This window comes from Cypionkella aquatica, from assembly GCF_030161095.1.
GTDB classification, from domain to species: Bacteria; Pseudomonadota; Alphaproteobacteria; order Rhodobacterales; family Rhodobacteraceae; genus Cypionkella; species Cypionkella aquatica.
This window is the reverse complement of sequence record NZ_BSPP01000010.1, coordinates 202005-227327: the sequence shown is the minus strand read 5'-3', so window position 1 is coordinate 227327 and position 25323 is coordinate 202005. Positions and strand designations below refer to the sequence as shown.

General features: G+C 59.1%; 20 protein-coding genes. 7 read left to right on the top strand and 13 right to left on the bottom strand.

The window, feature by feature from the left end; translation table 11 throughout:
* The first annotated feature begins 467 nt into the window (after positions 1 to 467).
* Entirely contained in the window at positions 468 to 2792 is a 2325-nt protein-coding gene (locus QQJ98_RS14035) for a Hint domain-containing protein (protein ID WP_284325973.1), read from the top strand.
* Positions 2793 to 3204: 412 nt separating this feature from the next.
* Entirely contained in the window at positions 3205 to 6714 is a 3510-nt protein-coding gene (locus QQJ98_RS14030; RefSeq protein ID WP_284325972.1) for a Hint domain-containing protein, read from the top strand.
* A 130-nt stretch (positions 6715 to 6844) separates the two neighbouring features.
* Here the strand turns inward: QQJ98_RS14030 and QQJ98_RS14025 are convergent, their stop codons facing one another.
* On the bottom strand, positions 6845 to 9268 hold the full coding sequence (locus tag QQJ98_RS14025) for a GcvT family protein (protein WP_284325971.1): 2424 nt from the start codon (positions 9266 to 9268) through the stop codon (positions 6845 to 6847).
* A 171-nt stretch (positions 9269 to 9439) separates the two neighbouring features.
* On the opposite strand from QQJ98_RS14025, the gene QQJ98_RS14020 reads away from it, so the two are divergent.
* Positions 9440 to 10963, top strand: a complete 1524-nt coding sequence (locus QQJ98_RS14020) for an ArnT family glycosyltransferase (RefSeq protein ID WP_284325970.1) — start codon at positions 9440 to 9442, stop codon at positions 10961 to 10963.
* Positions 10964 to 10966: 3 nt separating this feature from the next.
* Here QQJ98_RS14020 and QQJ98_RS14015 read toward each other — a convergent pair whose 3' ends face one another.
* The 7 genes from QQJ98_RS14015 to QQJ98_RS13985 all read right to left on the bottom strand — a co-directional run bounded on the left by QQJ98_RS14015 (position 10967) and on the right by QQJ98_RS13985 (position 17809).
* Positions 10967 to 12277: a branched-chain amino acid ABC transporter permease gene (locus QQJ98_RS14015; RefSeq protein WP_284325969.1), complete on the bottom strand. Its 1311-nt coding sequence runs from the start codon at positions 12275 to 12277 to the stop codon at positions 10967 to 10969.
* A gap of 1 nt (position 12278) precedes the next feature.
* Positions 12279 to 13283, bottom strand: coding sequence for a branched-chain amino acid ABC transporter permease (locus QQJ98_RS14010; protein ID WP_284325968.1), 1005 nt, complete (start codon positions 13281 to 13283; stop codon positions 12279 to 12281).
* On the bottom strand, positions 13283 to 13636 hold the full coding sequence (locus tag QQJ98_RS14005) for a hypothetical protein (protein WP_284325967.1): 354 nt from the start codon (positions 13634 to 13636) through the stop codon (positions 13283 to 13285). The genes QQJ98_RS14010 and QQJ98_RS14005 overlap by 1 nt, the downstream gene beginning before the upstream one ends.
* Positions 13637 to 13645: 9 nt before the next feature.
* Positions 13646 to 14356 carry an ABC transporter ATP-binding protein gene (locus QQJ98_RS14000; protein WP_284325966.1) on the bottom strand — a complete coding sequence of 237 codons (711 nt, stop codon included), beginning with the start codon at positions 14354 to 14356 and terminating at the stop codon, positions 13646 to 13648.
* Complete coding sequence (locus QQJ98_RS13995; protein ID WP_284325965.1) at positions 14349 to 15137, bottom strand: ABC transporter ATP-binding protein; 789 nt, start codon at positions 15135 to 15137, stop codon at positions 14349 to 14351. The genes QQJ98_RS14000 and QQJ98_RS13995 overlap by 8 nt, the downstream gene beginning before the upstream one ends.
* 224 nt (positions 15138 to 15361) lie before the next feature.
* A complete protein-coding gene (locus tag QQJ98_RS13990) occupies positions 15362 to 16552 on the bottom strand; it encodes an ABC transporter substrate-binding protein (RefSeq protein ID WP_284325964.1) in 1191 nt (396 codons plus the stop codon).
* Positions 16553 to 16783: 231 nt separating this feature from the next.
* Positions 16784 to 17809: a GlxA family transcriptional regulator gene (locus tag QQJ98_RS13985; protein WP_284325963.1), complete on the bottom strand. Its 1026-nt coding sequence runs from the start codon at positions 17807 to 17809 to the stop codon at positions 16784 to 16786.
* A 154-nt stretch (positions 17810 to 17963) separates the two neighbouring features.
* Here QQJ98_RS13985 and QQJ98_RS13980 point away from each other — a divergent pair, with 154 nt between their 5' ends.
* Complete coding sequence (locus QQJ98_RS13980) at positions 17964 to 19334, top strand: class II 3-deoxy-7-phosphoheptulonate synthase (protein ID WP_284325962.1); 1371 nt, start codon at positions 17964 to 17966, stop codon at positions 19332 to 19334.
* Between the two features lie 162 nt (positions 19335 to 19496).
* Here QQJ98_RS13980 and QQJ98_RS13975 read toward each other — a convergent pair whose 3' ends face one another.
* Positions 19497 to 20144, bottom strand: coding sequence for a PAS domain-containing protein (locus QQJ98_RS13975; RefSeq protein WP_284325961.1), 648 nt, complete (start codon positions 20142 to 20144; stop codon positions 19497 to 19499).
* A gap of 171 nt (positions 20145 to 20315) precedes the next feature.
* Between QQJ98_RS13975 and QQJ98_RS13970 the strand changes: the two genes are divergently transcribed.
* From QQJ98_RS13970 to QQJ98_RS13960, 3 genes are read left to right on the top strand one after another with little or no spacing between them, the layout of a single operon-like run.
* Positions 20316 to 21215: a YicC/YloC family endoribonuclease gene (locus tag QQJ98_RS13970; protein WP_284325960.1), complete on the top strand. Its 900-nt coding sequence runs from the start codon at positions 20316 to 20318 to the stop codon at positions 21213 to 21215.
* 2 nt (positions 21216 to 21217) lie between these two features.
* On the top strand, positions 21218 to 21865 hold the full coding sequence (gene gmk, locus QQJ98_RS13965) for a guanylate kinase (protein ID WP_284325959.1): 648 nt from the start codon (positions 21218 to 21220) through the stop codon (positions 21863 to 21865).
* A complete protein-coding gene (locus QQJ98_RS13960; protein WP_284325958.1) occupies positions 21862 to 22383 on the top strand; it encodes a gamma carbonic anhydrase family protein in 522 nt (173 codons plus the stop codon). Before gmk ends, QQJ98_RS13960 begins: the two co-directional genes overlap by 4 nt.
* A 59-nt stretch (positions 22384 to 22442) precedes the next feature.
* Here QQJ98_RS13960 and QQJ98_RS13955 read toward each other — a convergent pair whose 3' ends face one another.
* The 4 genes from QQJ98_RS13955 to gap (QQJ98_RS13940) all read right to left on the bottom strand — a co-directional run bounded on the left by QQJ98_RS13955 (position 22443) and on the right by gap (QQJ98_RS13940) (position 25134).
* On the bottom strand, positions 22443 to 22604 hold the full coding sequence (locus QQJ98_RS13955) for a DUF1127 domain-containing protein (protein WP_202905586.1): 162 nt from the start codon (positions 22602 to 22604) through the stop codon (positions 22443 to 22445).
* A 253-nt stretch (positions 22605 to 22857) separates the two neighbouring features.
* Positions 22858 to 23862, bottom strand: a complete 1005-nt coding sequence (gap, locus tag QQJ98_RS13950) for a type I glyceraldehyde-3-phosphate dehydrogenase (protein ID WP_284325957.1) — start codon at positions 23860 to 23862, stop codon at positions 22858 to 22860.
* Positions 23863 to 23979: 117 nt separating this feature from the next.
* Complete coding sequence (locus tag QQJ98_RS13945) at positions 23980 to 24123, bottom strand: hypothetical protein (protein WP_284325956.1); 144 nt, start codon at positions 24121 to 24123, stop codon at positions 23980 to 23982.
* Positions 24124 to 24135: 12 nt separating this feature from the next.
* Entirely contained in the window at positions 24136 to 25134 is a 999-nt protein-coding gene (gene gap / locus QQJ98_RS13940; protein ID WP_284325955.1) for a type I glyceraldehyde-3-phosphate dehydrogenase, read from the bottom strand.
* Positions 25135 to 25323 lie beyond the last annotated feature (189 nt).

Sequence of the window (25323 nt, the reverse complement as noted above, 5' to 3'; positions counted from 1 at the left end):
TCAGTTCAGAAACCCTCACAAGATCAATACAACCATAGCGTGTTTATCGCCATTCTCAGAACAATGCCAAGCGACATGCCCTGCCGCCGTTCGGCCCCAATTCGGTCTTTTTTTACTTTGCGCCATCCTTAACTGGCGCTATCCAGAGCAAGTCTTACTGGGAAAGACGAAAGGCCGTGGGGGCGGTCGTTGAATGGTGTTGCGTCGAAAGGCGCATGTGTTGTGAAAGATTTGCTGCCTTAGCCTTGGGTTCTGCGACCAGAGGCTTGTCATGAAAACCGTAACGTTTTGACCAGGAGCCTTCGGCCCCTGAACAGCATTGCTTTTGCTTCACCTCAGACGGCAGGCAACGGCGTCGACCTCGGATCACTCCGGGATCGCGCCTATTCGGGGTCGCTTAACCGCGATCTGAGCTTGGGTCGGAGAGAGACGGGGATCCGGCTCTCAGGTGAAATGAGGGATATGACATGCCGGTTTTTGCGCTTTTTAATTTCAATGACGTTGGCACCGACGCCTTGGACAGTGCGCCGGCGTTTGGTGATCAGCTTGGCACCTACCGCAATGGTGCGACATCCACGGGTGGGCAAGCAGTGCTCGACGGGCAGGATGATCTGGTGAAGATCTACCAGGACCCAAGCTATCAGATGGATCGCGGCACGCTGGACATTCAGTTCACGTTGGCAGATCAGCCGCTGACCGCTACCCAAACCGTGCTGTCGCGTGACAGCGCTGGCGACAACGAAGGCAGCTACCGGATTGAAATTCAAGCCGATGGTTCAGTCGTGATCAGCCACGAAACCGGCACCGGAACGGAAACCTTTGGCACTGCGGCGGGCTTTGCGAACCCCGGCGATACTGTCAGCCTGTCCTATTCCTGGGATGAAGGCGGCGCAGGTGGCGCGTTGCAGATCAACAACCTGACCAGTACCGCAACGTTCAACGACAGCGTGCCCAACACTCTGACGATGGATATGGGCGCAGAGAACCAGCCATGGATCGTCGGCGCGGGCCAATCGCTGTCGGATGCAAGCTCGTTAGACAATATTGACCAGCACTTTGCAGGTTCGGTGGATACGTTCCAACTGTCTGACTCTGTGGACAATTACACTCCCGAGCGTGATGGCTACGTCGATGGCACAATCGGCGGCGATCTGATCGACACCAGCTACACGGGCGATCCCGATGGCGACCGCATTGATAACAACGACGCTATTCTGAGCAATGATGGCCCGAATGACGACCGTGTGCGTGCAGGCGATGGCAATGACACCGTTTACGCCGGTCTGGGTGATGACAGCGTCGAAGCCAGCCGCGGCGATGATCTGGTTTACGGCGGCGTCGGTGACGATACCTTGCTTGGCGGCTCTGGCACTGACACGCTTTATGGCGGCGACGGCAGCGATCTGGCCTATGGCGGCGGCGGCAATGATGTCATCGACACCCGTGGCGGTGGTGCGGCAGCTTTGCCGGATCAAGGTTACCCGGGGCTGTATCCGTCGGATGCCACGCCGCTTAACGATCTTGATACCGTTTACGGCGGTGCAGGCGATGACACGATCTACACCGGCGACGATGCGGACTCGATCCATGGTGGTGGCGGCAACGATTACATCGACGCTGGTATCGACAATGACACCATCGAGGGCAATCAGGGCAACGACACCATCATTGGTGCCGAGGGTGCTGATGAAATCTACGGCGGTCAGGGCGATGATCTGATCTACGGCGGCTATGGCCCCGGCGTGCCGGATGCGGTGAACATTCCCGATGTCGACGGTGATCTGCTGCCGCTCAACGGCAATGATTACATCGAGGGCGGTCTGGGTAATGACACCATCTATGGCATGGACGATGACGACACCATCGACGGCGGCCAAGGCAGTGATTACCTCGACGGCGGCATTGATAATGATGTGATCACGGGCGGTCTGGGCAATGACACCTTGATCGGCGGCCAAGGTGCCGACACGCTTTCAGGCGGTGCGGATCGCGATTTGTTCATCGTCGGCGCGAACGGCGAAGGCTACGGCGATGTCATCGACGGAAATGAGCAAGGCGATGACTACGATACGCTGGATCTGACAGGCTCGGGCCCGCTCCATATCAATTACGACCCGAACAATGCCGAAAATGGCACCGTCGATTTCTTCGATGCCGATGGTAATGTCGTCAACACCCTGACCTTCCAGAATATCGAGAATGTCATTCCCTGCTTTACGCCCGGCACTCTGATCGCGACGCCGCGTGGTGAAATTCCGGTAGAACTGCTGAAAGCCGGTGATCGCGTCATCACCCGTGACAACGGTATTCAAGAGATCCGCTGGACTGGTCGCAAGGATATGGGGTGGCACGATCTGGCGGCAAATCCGCATCTGAAGCCGGTGCTGATCCGTCAGGGCAGCCTTGGCAATGGTCTGCCCGAGCGTGACATGATGGTATCGCCGAACCACCGCGTTCTGGTCGCCAATGACCGCACCGCGCTCTATTTCGACGAACACGAGGTGCTGGTCTCGGCCAAGCATCTGGTCGCGGGCAAGGGCATTGATGCCGTGAATGCGGTGGGCGCAAGCTACATCCACTTCATGTTTGACCGCCACGAAGTTGTGCTGTCGAATGGCGCGTGGACCGAAAGCTTCCAGCCCGGGGATTACACGCTGAAAGGCATGGGCAACGCACAGCGTGGCGAGATTTTCGATCTGTTCCCCGAACTGAAAACCGAAGCAGGACGTGAAGGTTACTCGGCAGCCCGCCGCACATTGAAGCGCCACGAGGCCATGCTTCTGGTGAAGTAAAAAGTTATGCAGCGCATTGGTGCCTCTTTGGCTCCGATGACCGGGAAAGGGGGGCGCAAGCTCCCCTTTTTTGATTTGATGTTCCGTCGATTTTTCGCGATTTTTGACGCGCAAGCCGCGTCTTTGCCGCAAAAAATTTACCTCTGATTAGTTGGCGTCACCGACAATCGGGGCAGGAATCCATGCTGAGGATCGTGCCCGAATTGTGTCCGCCTTTGGCTGTATCGCCATGATTTGCCACAGTCTTGCGGCACGAAACCGCAGTTCCTCCATATTTTTGGACAGATCGCCGGGCATAGACTCGTGCACGACGCGGGGCAAACGGAACAAAATGTGTGAGCAGTTGATAAAAGATTATGTGCTGATTGCGACGGTGCGCCTGCATCTGTGCTTTTGTGTGGAGGCGTAACGAATGGCAACGACGTATTATGGCATTTATCTGGGGACTTCGACCAGTCAGCTGGACCCAACTGAAGGCAACAGCAACAACGAAGGCTATGCCGCTTTTCAGAACACCACTTGGGGCTCTTCGACCGCGCCGCTGTCTGCCAACAAGGTATCGATCACCGCTGGAAACTTTACCGGGGGCGCGGATGCCGCTTCTCTGGAAACCAACAACAACGTCGAAAACGCAACGCTGTCGACCAACATTGGTGGCACTGCCTATACGCTGACCTACGACGGCACCGCGATTTACAACGCAACACTGAATTACGCGGATGGCACCACCGCAACCGTAACGGCCGTTTTGGTGCAAACCACCGATGGCCGTCTGTTCCTGATGCCCGAAAGTTTGGCCGTCAGCGATGGTGACACCGCGAGATATGAAGCCAAGCCGATCACTTCGATCGTATTCGGGACAGCAACCACATTCAACAACGTGAACTTCGGCTCTGATCGTACGGTGACAGCCTTTGATGACGGCTTTGTCGATGGCACCGCTGGCAATGATCTGATTAATGGCAGCTACACCGAGCAGGTCGCCAATGGCTCCGACCGGGTTGATAACAGCGATGGCACGTCGGCCGCCAACACCAATGGCGATAACATCCGTGCAGGCGCGGGCAATGACACGGTCTTTGCGGCATTGGGCAATGACACCGTGTCTGGCGGTGACGGCAATGACCAGCTTTACGGCGGCGTTGGCGATGACACTCTGCAAGGCGACGCGGGTGACGACACGCTTTATGGCGAAGATGGCAACGATTCTCTGGGCGGCGATGCAGGCAATGATTCGCTGTTTGGCGGCATTGGCAACGATTCCCTTTATGGCGGCGCGGACAACGACGTGCTGGCAGGCGACGCTGGCAATGATCAACTGTATGGTGGCGATGGCAACGACGTCCTGTCGGGCGGTGCGGACAGCAACCTGCTGTTTGGCGGTAATGGCAGCGACACGTTTATCGGTGGTCTTGGCAATGACACCATCGACGGTGGTGCTGGGCAAGATTACGTCGATTACAGCGCCTCTGGCGCAGGGGTCAATGTCAACTTAGCCACCAACATTGTCAGTGGCGGTGACGCCGGTGGCGACAGTCTGGCGGGCGGTGTCGACGGCATTATAGGGTCTGCTTTCAACGACACGCTGACCGGTGCGGATGGCGAATCAACTGTTGTAGGCGATGCTTACACCTCGGTCATCTTCGGGGGGGCAGGCAACGACCTTATCGACGGTCGGGCCGGCGGTGACAGCCTGTATGGCGGCAATGACAACGACACGATCTATGGCAGCGCGGGCAACGACTACGTCTCAGGCGATGCAGGCAATGACAGCTTGTTTGGTGGCGCCGATAATGACCAACTGCTGGGCGGCGCGGGCAACGATACGCTTGACGGCGGTGTGGGCAATGACGTTTTGCAGGGTGGGGACGGCGACGACACTTTCCAGCTGACCGGCACCTTCGGCAATGACACCATCACCGGTGGCGAGGCCGGAGAGACCAACGGCGATATCCTTGACGCTTCGGCGATCACCGCCAACACCACGCTGAACCTGACCGGAGCCGAGGCTGGAACGATCACCGACGGCACCTCGACCACCAGCTTTACCGAGGTAGAGCGGTTCCAACTTGGCTCGGGCAACGACACTGTCACCGGCGGTGCGGGCAATGATTCCGTCGATGGCGGGGCGGGCAACGACTCGATGTCGGGTGGTGCGGGCAATGACACTCTGGCGGGCGGCTTGGGCACCGACGCCTTGTTCGGCGGTATCGGCAATGATCAGCTGTTCGGCGGCGCGGGCAACGATACGCTTGACGGCGGTGTGGGCAATGACGTTTTGCAGGGTGGGGACGGCGACGACACTTTCCAGCTGACCGGCACTTTCGGCAATGACACCATCACCGGCGGCGAGGCCGGAGAGACCAACGGCGATATCCTTGACGCTTCGGCGATCACCGCCAATACCACGCTGAACCTGACCGGTGCCGAGGCTGGCACGATCACCGACGGCACCTCGACCACCAGCTTTACCGAGGTGGAGCGGTTCCAGCTTGGCTCGGGCAACGACACTGTCACCGGCGGTGCGGGCAATGATTCCGTCGATGGCGGGGCGGGCAACGACTCGATGTCGGGTGGTGCGGGCAATGACACTCTGGCGGGCGGCTTGGGCACCGACGCCTTGTTCGGCGGTATCGGCAATGATCAGCTGTTCGGCGGCGCGGGCAACGATACGCTTGACGGCGGTGTGGGCAATGACGTTTTGCAGGGTGGGGACGGCGACGACACTTTCCAGCTGACCGGCACTTTCGGCAATGACACCATCACCGGCGGCGAGGCCGGAGAGACCAACGGCGATATCCTTGACGCTTCGGCGATCACCGCCAATACCACGCTGAACCTGACCGGTGCCGAGGCTGGCACGATCACCGACGGCACCTCGACCACCAGCTTTACCGAGGTGGAGCGGTTCCAGCTTGGCTCGGGCAACGACACTGTCACCGGCGGTGCGGGCAATGATTCCGTCGATGGCGGGGCGGGCAACGACTCGATGTCGGGTGGTGCGGGCAATGACACTCTGGCGGGCGGCTTGGGCACCGACGCCTTGTTCGGCGGTATCGGCACCGATCAGCTGTTCGGCGGCGCGGGCAATGACACGCTCGACGGCGGTGTGGGGGCGGACAGCCTGTACGGTGGCGACGGTCAGGACACATTCTTTGTCACCGCGGGCGATGTCGTGGATGGCGGCGCCGACTATGACGTGATCGACCTGAGCGGTTACGGCTTCCGCAACACCAATATCATCTACGATCCGATGAACCCGCAAAGCGGCACGGTGCAGTTCCTTGATGGCACTGGCGCAGTTACCGGATCGATGAACTTCAGCAATATCGAAAAGGTGATTGCCTGCTTTACCCCCGGAACCATGGTGCTGACCGATCACGGCAAAATCGCGGTCGAGGATCTGCGGATCGGTGATCGAATTTTGACCCGTGACAACAGCTTTCAGCCAATCCGTTGGGTCGGGCGGCGTGATCTTTCGGCGGCCGAATTGGCGGTGTCTCCGCAGTTCAACCCGGTGCAGATTGCAGCGGGCGCGCTTGGCGCTGGTCTGCCAGAGCGGGATATGCGCGTCAGCCCGCAGCACCGCATGCTGATCAGCAATGCCCGCGCAGAGTTGTTCTTTGGCGAGCATGAAGTGCTGGTGGCGGCAACCAATCTGGTTGGCACCCCCGGGATCACTCGAGTAAAACCGGGGCAGGTCAGCTACATCCATTTCATGTTCGACATACATCAGGTGATCTGCGCGGATGGCGCGTGGAGCGAAAGTTTCCAACCAGGCGCGCATAGTCTGGCGGGTTTGCACGCGGCACAACGCGACGAAGTGTTGGCACTGTTCCCCGAACTGACCGATGGCGGCAGATACCCGGCGGCGCGGATGACGCTGAAGGCGAAAGAAGCCCGGATATTGATGGCGGCTTAGCTGTCGTTTGATCAATGCCGCGTTTCGAGGGCGGCAAGGCTTTGTGTCGCCGTCATTCCGGTCGCAGCTGCCGCAGCACTGAAAAACGCCGGCCTTTGGGGGCCGGCGTTTTTCATAGGCTCAGCGGTGTTCAGCCCCGCATCCGCGCGCCATCACCGTCGAACAGCGGTGCAAGATGCACTACAGCCCGCCGACGCTCGCCCAGGATTTCGATTTCACATTCCAAGCCGTCGGTCACTTTGTCAGCAGGCAAGAAGCCCTGTGCCACCGATTTCCCGGTAAAATGGCTGAACCCGCCACTGGTACAGAAACCAACCACCGCACCGTCTAGCCAGATCGGCTCCCATGCCACCACATCGGCGTCCTTGGCATCGACGATGAACGAGACCAGCTTGCGCTTTGGCCCCGAAGCTTTTTCGGCGGAGGCTGCCGCCTTGCCGATCCAATCCGCGTCCTTGTTCCAGCGGATAAACCGATCCAAGCCGGTCTCGCACGGTGTGTAATCAGGGCTGAACTCACGCCCCCACGAGCCAAACCACTTGTCCAGACGCAGGCTCATCATTGCCCGCATCCCGAACGCCCGCAGCCCCAGATCAGCGCCCGCTGCGTTCAAAGTATCCCACAAGTGCCGCACCGACATATGGTCGCAGAAAATCTCATAGCCCAGATCGGCGGTGTAGCTGACGCGTTGCACGATGCAATTCGCCATTCCCACCGTCATCCGCTTTACATCCATGAACTTGAACGCAGCACCCGAAACATCCGTCCGCGTCACACGGCTCAGCAATTCTCGCGCATTCGGCCCGGCAATCTGGAAGCCCGTGCACGCATCCGAGACATTCTCCACCGTCACACCGTCCATCGCGTTCTGCTCGAACCAGCGGTAATGCCAGCCCTGCGCGCCATAGCTGGCGGTCAATTGGAACTCGGTTTCCGACAGGCAAGAGACCGTGAAATCGCCGATGATCTTGCCAGAATTGGCCAGCATCGGCGTCAGGCTCAGGCGGCCCACTTTCGGGATCGACCCCGCCATGATCCTGTCCAGCCAGGCGCGGGCGTTCTTGCCCTTGACGATATACTTGCCGAAGTTCTGCAACTCGTTGATGCCGACACCCTCGCGCACCGCCATCACTTCCTGACGGGTCGCTTCCCACGCGTTCGAGCGTTTGAAGGTCGGGGTCTCATACACAGGCTCACCGGGCAAGGCGTAATAGTTGACAACTTCCAACCCATACTGCTGGCCCCAAACCGCGCGCAAAGCATTGTTGGTGTCATACATCGGTGTGGTGCGGAACGGGCGCGCTGCCGGGCGTTCCTCGTTCGGATAGCCGACCGAGAAGCGCATCTGATAGTTCTCGATCACCTTCGGCACGGTATAACCCGGCGTGGTCCAAGTGCCGAAACGCGATACATCAAAGCCGCGGGGGTCACGCTCGACCTCGCCCTCGATCATCCATTGCGCCAGCGCCAGACCCATGCCGCCGCCTTGGCTAAAGCCCGCCATCACCGCGCAGGCCGACCAGTAGTTCTTCAAACCCTGCACTGGCCCGATCAGCGGGTTGCCATCGGGGGCAAAGGTGAACGGGCCGTGGATCACGCGCTTGACGCCCGTGCGCTCGAGCACCGGGAAGCGCCGGTAAGCGAAGTTCACCGAATCTTCAATCTTATCAAATTGTTCGTTCAGCAACTCATGGCCGAAATTCCACGGGGTGCCATCCAGTGACCACGGCTCACACGGCTTTTCATAGAACCCGATGCACAGGCCGCGACCTTCCTGCCGCAGATACGACTCGCCACCCGGATCCATCACATGCGGGAATTCATTGCCGGATTTCAGGATCTCCATGATCTCGGGGATATCATCCGTCACCAGATATTGGTGTGCCATCGGAAGCAGCGGCAGATAAACCCCCGCCATCGCGCCAATTTCCCGCGCCCAAAGCCCGCCCGCGTTCACCAGATGCTCGCAGTAAACCGTGCCCTTTTCGGTCACAACTTCCCAGCCCTCGGCGGTCGGGTTGGTTTCCAGCACGCGGTTGTGCAAGACGATTTCCGCCCCGCCCATCCGCGCCGCTTTGGCATAGGCGTGAGTGGTGCCCGACGGGTCCAAATGCCCGTCCAGCGGATCATACAAAGCCCCGACGATGCCTTCCAGATTGACCATGCCCGAAGTGAATTTCTTGATCTCTTCTGGCCCGAGGATTTCCGTATCCAGCCCCATGTATCGGTGCTTTGCACGCTCGGCGACCAGCTGATCAAACCGTTCTTGATTGTCGGCCAAGGTAATCCCGCCGACATGGTGCAAGCCACACGACATCCCGGTGATCGCCTCAAGCTCTTTGTAAAGCCGGATGGTATAGCCCTGCAGCGCCGCCATATTGGTGTCGCCGTTCAGGGTGTGAAAGCCGCCCGCCGCGTGCCAGGTCGAACCGCTTGTCAGTTCAGACCGCTCGATCAGCATCACATCCGACCAGCCGAGTTTGGTCAAATGATACAGCACCGAACAGCCAACAACGCCGCCGCCAATCACAACAACGCGGGTATGGGTTTTCATAGGGGGAATCCTTTTGCAAGCGCAGGGCCGCGGCCCCTTTTGCGCCAAAATAGGATCTCCGGCACAAATCACCGCCCCGCGTGCGACAAAATAGGTCGCAAAACGCACATCCGCTGCGATGGACCGCAAGCGCCGATCATAGTAGCAAGGGGCGAGGCAACGGAGGCGCAGATGCTGGGTAAACTTTGGCCAATCCTGATTGGCGTGGCGGTGGTTTTGATAACCCTTGTGGCGATGCGCCCGTTGCTGCCGATTGACGAGACCCGCTATCTGTCCGTGGCCTATGAGATGTATCTGTCCGGCGATCCGGTGCATCTGACCAAGAACGGCGCGATGTATAGCCATAAAACCCCGCTGTTGTTCGCAATGATTAACCTAGTCTGGCTGGTCACCGGGGTCAGCGAATTCGCCGCCCGCCTCGTCGGCCCCGCCTGTGCTGTCGGCATGGTTGCAGGCACCGCGATGATCGGCCGCCGCCTTTGGCCCGCTGAAAATTTGGGGCTTCGCGCGGCCCTGATCCTGTCAGGCTTTCCGATTTTCCTGATCTACGGCTCTGCCACCATGTTCGACGCGCTTCTGGCCCTCGGCGTGCTTGGCGGTATCGCGGCTTTGTGGCGCATTGGGCAGGGCAGGGGCGGCTGGCCGTTGTTCGGTCTCGCGCTCGCCTTTGGGGTCTATGCCAAGGGCCCGGTGATCCTTGTGCATCTGATGCCGGCGTTGCTGACCATGCCCTACTGGGCGCCAAACCCGCCCAAACCCACCCAAATCGCCAAAGGCTTCGCGGGCGCTTTGCTGATTGCGTTCGCCCTGATCGCGCTGTGGTTGGTGCCCACGCTGGTCACCGCTACGCCAGAATTCCGCACCGAACTTTTGTGGAGCCAATCCGCCGCCCGCGTCGCAGGCGGTATGGCGCACGATCGCCCGATTTGGTTTCTTGCGGCCCTGCTGCCGCTGCAGCTGTTCCCGTGGGGTTGGTCGATCCGGCTCTGGTCCGGCTTTAAAGGCACTTGGAGCGACCCGGCCATCAGGCTTTGCACGATCTGGGCCGCATCGACCCTGATCCTGTTCTCGTTGATTTCCGGCAAGCAAGCGCATTACTTGCTGCCCGCCTACCCGGCCGTGGCGCTGCTGTTCGCCCAAGCCTCGATCCGCGCGAAATCTGGCAGCCTCGCATGGGCACCACTGCTGCTGATCGCCGCCGGGGCAGGGGCGCTTGGTCTGGGTCTGATCCCGGCCAAGGGCGATCTGGCGCAACTGGCACCATTCTGGCCACTGACTGCCTTTGCCGCGCTTTGTGTCATGCTTGCGCTGGCAATCTGGCGCTTGCCGCGCATCCCCGGCCATCTGCTGGCGGGCGCAGGTGTGGCCCTTGGCATCCATGCGATCATTGCAACCACCGGGCTTTACGCTGCCTATGACGGCCAAAGCCTTGCCAACACCCTCGCCCCGCACGAAGCGGATGGCCTTGCCGTGATCAACAATGAATACAACGCCGAGATCAACTTCCTCGCCCGCCTGACAACCCCGGTCGCGCTGACTCCAGACCTCCCCAGCCTGCAAACTTGGGTCGCAGCCCACCCGAATGGCATGATCTTCGGCCGGGTAAAAGAAAACCCGCTAACGGCCAAGCCGCAGCAGGTTTTCCATTTCTTTGCGCAAGATTGGGGGATTTGGCCCGCCAGCCTTGTGAACTAACCGCTATTTTTCGGGGATCAGGCCCTTCGGGCTAAATCTGAGAACCAGCAGCAACACCGCGCCCAACGTCACCAAGCGCAAATGCGGGGCTGCGTCAATCAGATGCGCCTTCAGCGCACCTGCGGGCAGCGGCATGGTCACATAACCCATGAACACCGGCCCTGCGTTTTCGACAATCAACCACAGCCAGCCCAGCAGCAAGCCGCCCAGCACCGCACCCCAGTTGTTGCCCGACCCGCCGACAATCACCATAACCCAGATCAAAAACGTGAACCGCAACGGCGAGTAGTTGCCCGGCGTCAGCTGCCCCTCCATCGAGGTCAGCATCGCACCCGCCATCCCGACAACAGCCGAGCCGATGATGAAAATTTGCAAATGCCGTGCGGTGACATTCTTGCCCATCGCCGATGCCGAGACTTCATTGTCACGGATCGCCCGCATCATACGGCCCCAAGGGCTGTTCAACATCCGCTCGGAAATCCAGATCAGTGCCAACAGCACGATGCCAAAGATCAGCATATACAACAGCTTGACGAAGATGGTGGAAGAGGTGATCAGATCAAATCCCCAATTCTGCGCCCAGCCGATGAACTCTGGTGATTTTTGCAAATCTACCTCGTAAGGCACCGGCCAAGGCCGTGGCAGGCCAATCAGGTTTTTCACTCCGCGCGACAGCCAATCCTCATTCTTCATCACGGCGAGGACGATTTCAGCAATCCCCAGCGTCGCAATTGCAAGGTAATCGCTGCGCAAACCCAAAGCGACCTTGCCAATTGCCCAAGCCGCAACGCCTGCAAACAAAGCCCCAACTGGCCAAGACAGCAGCGACGGCAGACCAAAGCCGCCAATATTGCCGTAAATTGCCGGATTGAACGCCTCAATCGCCGTCACCGCCGGATCATAGATCGCGCGATAGGCGAAAAAGCCAGCAACCAAAATCGCAGCCACCGTCCAGTTGCGCACCCGTCCCGACATCCGCCGATAGGCCGTCACCGCCGCTGCAATCACCGCCAGCCCAAACGCAAGGCTTAGCAACAAGCGGGGGCCACCCGCCGCCCAAGCCTCTGGCACTGGCTGGGCAGAAACCACCACCACCGCCAGACCACCCAAGGCGACCGAGCCCATGATCCCGGTCGAAAACAGCCCGGCATAGCCCCATTGCATGTTCACACCCAACGCCATGATCGCCGAGAGGATGCCAATATTCAGAATTTGCAGGCTCAGGTTCCAACTTTGCAACACGCCCGTCAGCACGAACAGCAAACCGACCCCGGCAAACATCAGCACATTGCGGTTCTTCAGATGTCCCACCATGTCATTTCCCCTTAAAGATGCCGGTCGGCATGAACAGCAGCACGATGATCAGGATCGAGAAGCTGACCGCGAATTTGTAATCAGTGGACAAAAGTTGCAAAAGTTGCGTCGGTGCCAGATCGACCGACACCAGATACAGCACCACTTTTTTCCAGGCATATGTTACAAACACTTCGGAAAACGCGATGATGAACCCGCCCGCAATCGCGCCCAGCGGGTTGCCAAGGCCGCCAACCACCGCTGCCGCCGCAATCGGCAGCAACAGTTGGAAATAGATGAACGGGCGGAACGACTTGTCGATGCCGTAAAGCGTGCCCGCGATCACCGCCAAAGCCGTGGCGATCAGCCACGTCACCATCACCACGCGCTCAGGGTTGATCCCCGACAGCAGCGCCAGATCCTCGTTATCCGAAAACGCCCGCATCGACTTGCCGGTGCGGGTTTTCTGCAGGAACCAGAACAGCAGAGCCACGCAGACGCCTGCCATCACCACCGTGATCGCGGTTGTTGATTTGATTGCCAAGCCCTCTTGCAGCCCGGTCATGTCCTTGAATTGCTGCGCCGTCATCACAAACCGCGCGCCATCGGCAAAGCTTTGCTCCTCTGGCCCGATGATCATGCGCGTCAGGCCGTTGGTGATGAACATGACGCCGGTAGACACAATCACCAGAATGATCGAAGCCGCCTTTTTCTTGCGATAGAACCGATACACCACCCGGTCGGTCCCCAGCACAAAGGCGCAAGTGATAGCGATGCCAAAGGGCAGGGCCAGCAGCGCCGTCGGCAAGGGCCCCGCAGCGATGCCCATGCCTTGCAGCCACCAAGTGATCAGGATCACCCACATCGTGCCGAAAGCCATGGTATCGCCATGGGCAAAGTTGGAAAACCGCAGAATGCCGAACACCAAAGTCAGCCCCAAGGCCCCCAGCGCAAGCTGGCTGCCATAGGAAAAGCCCGGCACCACGACAAAGTTCAAAAAAGCCACAAGCGCGTTAAGAATATCCATCACTGCACCTCACACACGCCAGAGGATTTCCACACCGCGCCATCGGTTGCGCTGACTGTGTAAGTGAAGGCGTTGCTGGTCTTCGACCAGATCACATACTCGCGCCCGCCGCTCTCATTGGTGCCGCGCCACTCCAAAGCGCTGCCAGCCTTTTGCCGCTTCATCGGGATCGTCTCGGCATGGCTGCGCATCGTGGTTTTCTTGGCTGCCAGATTGTGCAGCCGGATCGAAGATTCCTCATCTGTCGTTGCATGGCACTTGCCTTTGGCATTGCACAAAGTATCGGGCATACACCACAATTCAGCAGCCATAGCCGGCGCGGGCAACAGCGCCGCGATCAAGGTTAAAATCATGCGCATCTCTCAGCCCCCCAGGAACGAACGACGGACTTCGGGATCCGCAAGCAAAGCCTGCCCCGTGTCGGTAAAGCGGTTGGCACCCTGCACCAGAACATAGCCTTTGTCGGCAATATCAAGCGCTTGGCGGGCGTTCTGTTCGACCATCAGAATAGAAATCCCGGTGCGGGCGACCTCAATAATACGGTCGAACAATTCGTCCATCACAATCGGCGACACACCAGCAGTCGGCTCGTCCAGCATCAGAACCTTGGGCTGCGTCATCAGCGCGCGCCCCACGGCGACCTGCTGGCGCTGCCCGCCCGAAAGCTCTCCCGCCGCCTGATAGCGTTTTTGCTTCAGGATCGGGAACAGATCGTAAATCTGCGCCATAGTGCCCTTGATGTCATCGGTGCGGATGAACGCCCCCATTTCAAGGTTTTCCTCCACCGTCATGCTGGTGAAAATGTTGCTGGTCTGCGGCACAAACCCCATGCCCCTGTGCACACGGGCCTGCGGGGAAAGCTTGCTGATATCCTCACCGTCCAACATCACCCGGCCACCGCGCAGGTTGAGCATGCCAAACACCGCCTTCATCGCAGTCGATTTGCCCGCACCATTCGGGCCGACGATCACCGCAATCTGGCCGCGCTCAACGGCAATCGTACAGTTGTGCAGAATATCGACCGCGCCGTAACCGCCGGTCATATTCTCGCCAATCAGGAAGGGTTCAGCCATGCGCGGCCTCCTTCACCTTGTTTTTCAACCCGGTGCCGAGATAGGCCTCGATGACCTTTTCGTTGTTCTTCACTTCGTCAACCGTCCCCTGCGCCAGCACCTTGCCCTCGGCCATACAGATCACCGGGTTGCAGATGCGGGCGATGAAATCCATGTCATGTTCAATGACGCAGAACGTATAGCCGCGCTCCTTATTCAGCCGCACGATCGCATCGCCGATGGTGTTCAACAGCGTGCGGTTCACACCCGCGCCGACCTCATCCAGAAAGACCATCTTGGCATCGACCATCATCGTGCGGCCCAGCTCCAGCAGCTTTTTCTGCCCGCCCGAGATATTGGCCGCCCGCTGATCAGCCAGATGCGTGATGGTCAGAAACTCCAGCACCTCATCGGCTTTCTCGCGGATGCGGCGTTCTTCGGCGGCAACAGCGCCCCGGCGGAAGCAGGCGTTCCACAGCGACTCGCCTGTTTGGTTCGCAGGCACCATCATCAGGTTTTCCCGCACCGTCATGCTGCCGAATTCATGCGCAATCTGAAACGTGCGCAGCAGACCCTTGCCGAACAATTCATGCGGCGGCAGGCCGGTAATATCTTCACCCGCCATCTTCACCCGTCCGCTGGTTGGCGACAACCGACCCGCGATCACGTTGAACAATGTGGTTTTGCCCGCGCCATTCGGACCGATCAACCCGGTGATCGATCCGGCCTTGATCTCAAGCGAGGCCCCGTCAACGGCCCTAAAGCCACCGAAATGCCTGTGAAGGTCTTCGACAACGATCATATTTTCCCCTGTCCCCGCCTCTTGTCATGGAACCCCATGCGGGCGTGCTTGGTTTGCATGGCTTCCCATGCGGGCTTAGTTTGCATGGCTGTCCATGCGGTCGTTTTGCTTTGCAAGGCAAGCCATGCTGTCATTCACTTTTGCACGGGCCCCATGCGGCTGTGCCTTTTACAGCAACGGCCCGAGGCGTAAACCCCGGGCCGTGCCTGATCGTTCAGTTCAACTCAACGGAACTTGATGGTTTCGTATTTGCCGTCCTTGATCTCAAACTCTTTGTAACGGCCAGCGCTTTCGCCGTTACCAATCAGCTCGACGCCAGACGCACCTTCATAGTCGATGTCTTTGCCAGCCGCGATCAGCTCCAACGCCTTGCCGATTTCGCCGGGCAGGATCTTCTCACCCGGAGCGTTGGCGATCTCCATCATCTTGTCTTTGTAGACTTTGGAGTCGGTGGAATTTGCCGCCTGCATCGCCAACATGATCAGCGCCGCTGCGTCATACGATTCTGGCGCGTAGGGCGAGGTCGCATCGAACGGGGCCGAATTGGTTTTGCCCATTTCGATCAGGATCGCAGCACCGGGGCTGTCAGACTGTGCAACTTGGCCGTAGGAGCCATCGAGTGCAGGGCCGATGTTTTTCGGAAGGTTATCGCCGACCATACCGCCCGGCAGACCGAACTTGGTGAAAGCGCCTGCATCCAGCGAACCCTGGATGATGCCCTTGCCGCCTTGGTCAAGGTAGCCCGCAACCACCAGCAGATCACCACCAGCCGCTGCCAAAGACGCCACTTCAGCCGAGTAATCAGCCTTGCCGTCTTCATGCGGGATGTTGATCGTCACGGTGCCGCCCTTGGCGATGAAGGATGCCGAGATTGCCTCAGCCAGACCCTTGCCGTAGTCGGTGTTGGAATAGGTCAAGGCGATGGATTTCACGCCATGCTCGCCCAGAATTTCCGCCATGACTTCGCCTTCGCGCGCATCCGAAGGTGCAGTGCGGAAGAACAGACCATCATCTTCAGCGGTCGACAAAGCAGGCGAGGTTGCCGAAGGCGAAACCATCACGATGCCGTTCGGACGTGCGACGTTCTGCAAGATAGCGCCGGTCACACCTGAGCAATCGCCGCCCATGATGCCTTTAACGCCGTCCGCGGTCACGATGCGCTCTGCCGCAGCAGTGCCGGCGGCCGAGTCGCCGCAAGTGTCATCTGCACGCACCGAAACAAAGTTCCAGCCGTTCAGCGCTTTGCCCGAAGCGTTTGCTTCCGACATCGCCAGTTCAGCCGCATTGGCCATATGGCCGGTCAACGATTCGATTGGCCCGGTAAAGCCGATCAGCACGCCGATCTTCACATCTTCCGCCGAAGCAGCACCAGCCATAAGGGCGGTTGCCGCCGTGGCCAAAAGCAGTTTTTTCATTGTTATCTCCCATGTTGGATCGTAATCCTGCGGTCGAGCCTAGAGCGGCGTTCTTCAAAAGAAAAGCGTCTTAAAAGACAAGATTTTCTTCCGACACATCAGCTTTAGGTGCGGCAGGTTGCAAGCAGGCTAATTACAGCCAAGCATCATTTCAAGCTTAAAGTAATGCCTGTGCTGAATATCCCAGCGTTTGCCCTTAAATCGGGCTTGCCGCGTCTGGCTGACCAAAGCTCAAATCGACAAACGCACCCCAATGCCGGGGCTGGGCATCCCTTGGGTGCCGCGCTCGCGGTAGGGCGTTGTGTTGTAATGGCTGCGGTAGCATTTTGAGAAATGCGACGGGCTGGCAAAGCCGCAGGCCAAGGCCACATTGATCACGCTCATATCGGTCTGCATCAGCAGATTGCGCGCCTTTTGCAGCCGCAATTCCATGTAATACCGCTTCGGTGAGCGGTTCAGATAGCGGCGGAACAACCGCTCTAACTGCCGGGTCGACATGCCGACATCTTCCGCCAGATCGGCCGGGCTCCGCGGATCTTCGATGGCGTTTTCCATCATCTGGATAACCTGGCTCAGCTTCGGATGCCGCACCCCGATCCGCGTCGGGATCGACAGCCGTTGCGTGTCCTGATCGGTGCGGATGGTGGAATAGATCATCAGATCGGCCACGTTATTCGCCAGATCCTCGCCATGATCCGACGCGATGATCCGCAGCATCAGATCAATCGACGAAATTCCCCCCGCCGTGGACCAGCGGTTGCCATCCATCACGAACACCGATTTGGTCAGCTTGACCTCTTCAAACTCCTCGGCGAACCCGTCTTGGTTCTCCCAGTGGATTGTCGCTTTCTTGCCATCCAGCAGACCCGCCTTTGCCAAAGCATAGGCCCCGGTGCAAAGCCCGCCAATCGCCACGCCACGCCGCGCTTCGCGCCGCAGCCAGCCGATCACGGGCTTTGAGGTGGTCTTTTGAATCTCGATCCCGCCACAAACCAGAATGGTATCTTCGCGGTCGACCTCGTCCAGCCCGAAGTCCAACTTGAACGTCGCCCCGTTCGAGCAGGTCTTCTCAATCCCGCCTTCACCCGCCAACGCCCAAGTGTAAATCGGAAAGCCCATCACATGATTGGCCAGTCGCAAAGGCTCAATCGCCCCCGCGAAATTGATCATGGTGAACTTGTCCAGCAGTAGAAAAACAAACCGCCGTGGCGCGTCTTCTTTTTCAACTTGGGTGGCTTTGCGCGAAGGGGCGGGCATGTTGCGACCTGTTTGTGTCGGTTTCGGTGCAAGGAAACAGGAAAAACCGCCTTCCGCAAGGGCGATCACAGCACATTCACAGGCTTTCGCTCTTTGCATTCCTCCATATTTTTTCTATATCAGCCCCGGTATCGCTAACGGAGGGGGAACTCCCATGACCAAGGGTTGGAAAAAGTCGGATTGGCGCGCAAAACCGCGCGTGCAAATGCCCGATTATCCAGACACCGCAGCTCTCAATTCGGTTGAGGCGCAACTGGCCGCATATCCCCCGCTGGTTTTCGCAGGCGAGGCGCGCAAGCTGAAGAAGCAACTGGCTTTGGCAGGTGAGGGTAAGGCCTTCTTGCTGCAGGGTGGCGATTGCGCCGAAAGCTTCGCCGAATTCTCGGCCGACAACATTCGCGACACCTTCCGCGTCATGCTGCAAATGGCGGTGGTGCTGACCTATGGCGCGAAAGTGCCGGTGATCAAGGTGGGCCGCATGGCAGGGCAATTCGCCAAGCCGCGCTCGGCCAATACCGAGATGATTGGCGGCGTGGAATACCCGTCCTACCGGGGTGACATCATCAACGGCTTTGAAGCCACAGTTGAGGCACGTCGCCCGGATCCCGCGCGGATGCTGCAAGCCTATACCCAAGCGGCTGCCAGCCTGAACCTGCTGCGCGCCTTCTCGACGGGCGGTTTTGCTGACATACACCGCGTCCACTCCTGGACCCTTGGCTTTGCCGAGCATGACAAGGCCGAGCGTTACCGCGAGCTGTCGAACCGCATTTCTGATGCGCTCGATTTCATGAATGCGGCTGGCATCACCTCGGAAACTGCGCCGTCACTGGCCTCGGTCGATTTCTACACCAGCCACGAGTCGCTGCTCTTGGAATACGAAGAAGCGCTTTGCCGCGTCGACAGCATCACTGGCCAGAACGTGGCAGGCTCGGGTCACATGATCTGGATCGGCGACCGCACCCGTCAACCCGACGGCGCGCATGTCGAATTTGCGCGCGGCGTGCTGAACCCAATCGGGTTGAAATGCGGCCCGACCACCACGGCGGATGACCTCAAGGTGCTGATGGCCAAGCTGAACCCGGCGAATGAGGCAGGCCGTCTGACCCTGATCGCGCGCTTTGGCGCGGGCAAAGTCGGTGAAAACCTGCCGCGCCTGATCAAAGCAGTGCAGGAAGAAGGCGCCAACGTCGTCTGGTCTTGCGATCCGATGCATGGCAACACCATCAAAGCGGCCTCGGGCTACAAGACCCGTCCCTTTGAATCGGTGCTGCGCGAAGTCCGTGAATTCTTCCAGATCCACAAAGCCGAAGGCACCGTGCCCGGCGGCGTGCATTTCGAGATGACCGGTCAAGACGTCACCGAATGTACCGGTGGCTTGCGCGCCGTGTCGGATGAAAACCTGGCCGACCGCTACCACACCGCGTGCGATCCGCGCCTGAATGCCAGCCAATCGCTGGAACTGGCGTTCCTTGTATCGGAAGAACTTTCGGCACAACGCGAAGCCGCCCGCCGCGTCGCCCTCTAAGCCGCGACCGCCACAGCGATTCAAACGGGCGGGGACACCATTCCCCGCCCGTTTTGCATATCACCAAGCCTTAACAGCTTATCCCCGCTTAACATTTCACATTGGCCAAAATATCCTCGGGGGTGAGGCCAAAGGCCGAGGGGGCAGACAGCCCCCTTCCTGTCATGTCCGCGAACTCACCAACCGCAAGTCGGCCCGCCCAAAGGTGCGCGGCGGCGCAGGCTCATCCAGCGCTGTCGCCGCAACCTCAGTCACCACCCGCAACCCGGCCCCCGCCAGTGCTTCCCGCACCACGCCAGAAAGTGCAAACCGTCGCGGCTGCCGCCCGATTGTCCCCTCTGTCGTCAAGCATCCCAATGCCACTTTCGGAGCGTCGGCCACGCCAGCCAGCGGCAACAGCAACATCTGCCCCGATAACGCCGGGCGGCCAATCGACCGCTCGGCTTCCAAGCCAATCTGCAGAATAGCCTGCGCCTGAAACACCTGATCCAACTCTTGTGCCATCCGTGTCCGCGCCACCGGTTCAAACAAGGCCGACAGCGGCATGCCGCGCAGATCCATCCCCATCAGATCATTCAGCAGCATCCCCGCCAACCGAAACCGCGCCAGCCCCGGCGCGATCTGCTCGATCAGAAACACCTTGTCCAGACAATCCGCCATGCCTCGCGGATCCAGCTGCGCACGGCTTGGCAAGCCGCCAGAGCTGCGCAAAGCCTCCCAATAGCCGCGCACCACCTGCAAAGCGGCAGTCGCCTCCAAAGCGCTATCGCCACCCTTGCCTTGCGGGCGTTTACCAAAGAAAGTTAACATCGTAGGCCCTCCACCAACCTTGGCTGCACAACAACCCAGACTTGCGCGGCTGCACAACTCAAGATTGCTTACTGATAAGTTAATATACACCAGTCGCCGCAGTTTTCGCGCAGAATCTGAACAAATGGTAAATGCCGCGCGCCGCCAGCGGGCCGCAAGACAGGAGAAGCGATGACGGTTTCGATGACAGGTTTTGCTGCGCGCAAGGGGCAGGGGGCGGGCCACAATTGGGCCTGGGACATCCGCTCGGTCAACGGCAAGGGGCTCGATCTGCGCTTGCGACTGCCCGATTGGGTCGAAGGGCTGGAGGCCGCCGTGCGCACAGCGCTGTCACAAAGCCTGCAGCGCGGAAATGTCAGCCTGACGCTGAAACTCAGCCGCGACGGTGCCACGGATGCGTCAGAGCCACTGCACCTGAACGCCGCGAGCCTTGCCGCCGTGCTGCGCGCCCTTGGCCAAATCGAGGACGCCGCGATGGCTGCGGGTGTCACACTGGCGCAACCCACCTCTGCCGATGTTCTATCGGTGCGTGGTGTGCTCGATACCGCCGCCGCCGATACCGACCCTGCGCCGATCCGCAGTGCTCTGTTGGCCGATCTGCCCGCGCTTCTGCAGGATTTCCACGCCATGCGCGCCGCCGAAGGTGCCGCGCTGAACGCCGTGATAGCCGCGCAACTCGCCCGCATCACTGACCTCACCGCCGCCGCCGCGACCGAGGCCGCCGCCCGTCGCGATGGCGCCGCCACCAGCTTGCGCGACGCTTTGGCCAAGGTTCTGGCCAATGCCGAAGCCGTCGATGAGACCCGCCTTGCGCAGGAGCTGGCCCTGATCGCGGTGAAAAATGATGTCACCGAAGAACTCGACCGCCTGCGCGCCCATATCGACGCCGCCCGCTCCCTGCTGACCGATACCGGCCAAGTTGGTCGCAAATTCGATTTCCTGATGCAGGAATTCATGCGCGAGGCGAATACACTCTGTTCCAAATCGCAAAGCCTTGGCCTGACCCGCATCGGGCTTGACCTGAAGACCGTGATAGACCAAATGCGCGAACAGGTTCAAAACGTGGAATAATCATGGCCCAAACCCTTAGCCGACGCGGCCTTTTGCTGATCTTGTCCTCGCCCTCGGGCGCAGGTAAATCCACCCTTGCGCGCAAGCTGATGGCGTGGGACCCGAGCATCCGCTTTTCGGTCTCTGCCACCACCCGCAAACCCCGCCCCGGCGAAGAAGATGGCCGCGAATATTATTTCCGCAGCCATGACGATTTCAAAACCCTGATCCGCACCGGCGACATGCTGGAACATGCCGAGGTGTTCGGCAATTTCTACGGCTCGCCCAAAGCCCCGGTCGAGGCCGCAATGCTGGCAGGCCGCGACACGTTGTTCGACATCGATTGGCAGGGCGGTCAACAGATCCGCAACTCTTCACTGGGCCGCGATGTGGTGTCGATCTTCATCCTGCCGCCCTCAATCGCCGAACTGGAATCGCGCCTGCGGGGCCGCGCGCAAGACAGTGACGAGATCATCGCTGGCAGGATGGCAAAATCCCGCGACGAGATCAGCCATTGGGCGGAATATGACTACGTCATCATAAATCACGATATTGATCATTCTTTCAACGAGTTGACGGCTATTCTTCAAGCAGAACGCCTGAAGCGTGACCGCCAACCAGACCTGTCTGATTTTGTCCGTAACCTGAACCGCGAGTTTGAAGCCCGATGATCTATGCTCTGGACGGTATCGCCCCGCAGATCGACCCTTCGGCTTGGGTGGCCGATACCGCCGTGCTGATCGGCAAGATCACCCTGAACGCCGATGCCAACGTCTGGTTCGGCGCGGTCTTGCGCGGCGACAATGAAGAAATCCTTGTTGGTCGGGGCTCTAACATTCAGGAAAACGCGGTTCTGCACACCGATATGGGCTATCCGCTGGTGATAGGGCCCAATTGCACCATTGGCCACAAAGCCATGCTGCACGGCTGTACCATCGGCGAGGGCAGCCTGATCGGCATGGGTGCCACCATCCTGAACGGTGCCAAGATCGGCAGAGGTTGCCTGATTGGGGCAGGGGCATTGATCACCGAAGGCAAGGAAATCCCCGACGGATCCTTGGTGATGGGGGCACCCGGCAAAGTGATCCGCCAGTTGGATGCCGAGGCGCAGGCCCGGCTGATCAAATCTGCCGAAAGCTACCAAGCCAACGCGCGACGCTTTGCCAAGGGTTTGACATTGCTCAAATAAAAAGGGGGCCAACTGGCCCCCGCGACGTCGTAGATTTTGGCGTGCGACAACCAGCAGGCTTAACCCCAGACAGCCTTGCGGGCGATGCGTTCTGCATCCTCGGGGAAAATGCCCAGGTCGAGTGCGACACGGCGCGGCATCCCGGCAATTTCGTCACGGGTGCGACGATACAGGGCGTGTTTCTCGGCAGCGGTGCGCAGTTGAGCAATAAGCGATTTCATCGTGTTTCCTTTTCCTCTGCGATGACTAGGCCCGGATGGCTTTGTCCCTCTCGCATGATCAAGATATAGGAAAACCGTTAGCGCCAACAACTGCCAATGCTGCGGTGCGGCATTGCGCGCAGTGCATAGCTGCCGCAATTCTGCCGTAGCTAAACCGGACTTGAATGAAAAAGGGGCGCCCAAAGGCACCCCCAAACCGATTTCTCTCAGAAATCGTGCACGGAATTCGCGCGAATTCCGCCCTACACCAGCCTCAGATCAGCTTACCCATTGCGACAGCGGTATCCGCCATGCGGTTAGAGAAGCCCCATTCATTGTCATACCAAGACAGGATCGAGCAGAATGTGCCATCCATCACCTTGGTCTGATCCATGTGGAACACCGACGAATGTGGATCATGGTTGAAATCGGATGAAACATTCTTGAACTCGGTATAGCCCAAGATGCCCTTAAGCGGCCCCGAAGTCGCAGCCTCCTTGATCGCCGCGTTGATCTCATCCACCGAAGTCGTGCGCTTGGCGATGAATTTCAGATCCACCACGGAAACGTTCGGCGTCGGCACACGGATCGCAAAGCCGTCCAGACGGCCCTTCAACTCGGGCAGCACCAGACCCACCGCCTTGGCAGCCCCGGTCGAGGTCGGGATCATGCTCAAAGCCGCTGCGCGACCGCGATACAGATCCTTGTGCATCGTATCCAGCGTCGGCTGATCGCCGGTATAGCTGTGGATCGTCGTCATCATGCCTTTTTCAATGCCAATCAGCTTGTTCAGCACAAAAGCAACGGGCGACAAGCAATTCGTCGTGCAGGATGCGTTCGACACCACCAGATCGGCCGAGGTCAGCGTGTCATGGTTCACACCATAAACGATGGTCTTGTCGGCATCTTCGCCGGGGGCCGAGATCAACACGCGCTTGGCACCGTTTTCAAGATGCGCCTTGCACTTCTCTTTGCTGGTGAAAATCCCGGTGCATTCCAGAACAACATCCACATCGCCCCAAGGCAGTTCTGCCGGGTTGCGCAAAGCGGTGACGCGGATCGGGCCGCGGCCCACGTCAATCGTGTCTGCCGTGGTGGTCACAACTTGCGGAAAGCGGCCATGCACCGAATCAAAGCGCAGCAAATGCGCGTTGGTTTCCACCGGGCCCAGATCATTGATCGCGATGACTTCGATATCGGTGCGCCCCGATTCGACAATCGCGCGCAGCACGTTACGGCCAATCCGGCCAAATCCGTTGATGGCGACTTTTACGGCCATGAGATACCCTCCTGAAAGCTGCGCGACAGGCGCGCGATGGAAACGGCGCGACTCACGCGCTGGATGCTAGCGCTAACATCACGAAACTGGCGTGACAATCAACGACAAAGGCGAAGCTTAGCGCCAGATCATCACATATTGAACCAGATCAAGCAACTTGCGCAGCAAAAACAGACAGGCCACGCCGCCGTTGAACACCACATCCACCCCGATCGCAGCCGCAATCAACAGGGCAAGCACCAAAGCAATACGGTCGGTCACGGCATCTCCGCTTTACTGCAGCAGCCGTCCCATCACCCCGGCCACATCGGCCATACGGCAGGAAAAGCCCCATTCATTGTCATACCAGGCTAGAACGCGGACAGAGCGCCCCACCACTTTGGTCTGGTCTGGGGCGAAGATAGACGAATGTGGGGTATGATTGAAGTCGATTGATACCTTGGGTTCGGGATCATAGGCCATCACCATACCCATATAGCCCGCCGCCGCCTCGCGCACGATCTCATTGACCTCTGCCACCGTCACCGATTTCTTGGCGATAAACGTCAGATCCACCGCAGAAACATTTGGCGTTGGCACCCGGATCGAACTGCCATCCAACAGCCCGGCCAATTCCGGCAGCACCTCGCCAATCGCCTTACCCGCCCCGGTCGAGGTCGGGATCATCGCCATTGACGCAGCCCGTGCGCGGTACAGATCCTTATGGCGGCGATCCAGCGTCGGCTGATCGCCGGTATAGCTGTGGATCGTCGTCATGATCCCGCTTTCAATGCCAATGCTATCGTTCAGAACCTTGGCCAACGGGGCCAGACAATTCGTCGTGCAAGATGCGTTCGAGACCACATGATGATCCGCCGTAAGGGCGCGATGGTTGACGCCGTAAACCACCGTCATATCCGCCCGCTTGGCCGGAGCCGAGACCAGCACACGCTTGGCCCCACGCCCCAAATGCACCGCCGCTTTCTCGCGCTCGTTGAATTGCCCGGTACATTCCAGCACCACATCAACGCCATCCCAATCCAGCTCTGCCGGATTATAGGTGCTCATCACCCGTATCGGCCCGCGCCCCAAGTCCAACTCATTGCCGGATACTTTGACCACGCCCGGAAAACGTCCATGCACCGAATCGTATTTCAGCAGATGCGCGTTGGTCTCAATCGGCCCGGTCGCATTGATCGCCACCACCTGCACATCATTGCGCGCCGATTCCGCGATATGCGCCAAAGTGCAACGGCCAATACGGCCAAATCCGTTGATGCCAATGGTAATCATGCGCAGCGCCCCTTGGTTCGATCCGTCGTGCCGATCTCTATAGGCAAGCTGCAAGCTGACGAAAAGCTTAAAAACGACGTAAATTCAACATGTTATCGCAAACATGACCTGTTCGCGCTAACAGGCCTGCACCTTTGCCTTTTGCATGTGCAGCAACTACATAAGATGTCTAAACAGCGATGAGGCAGG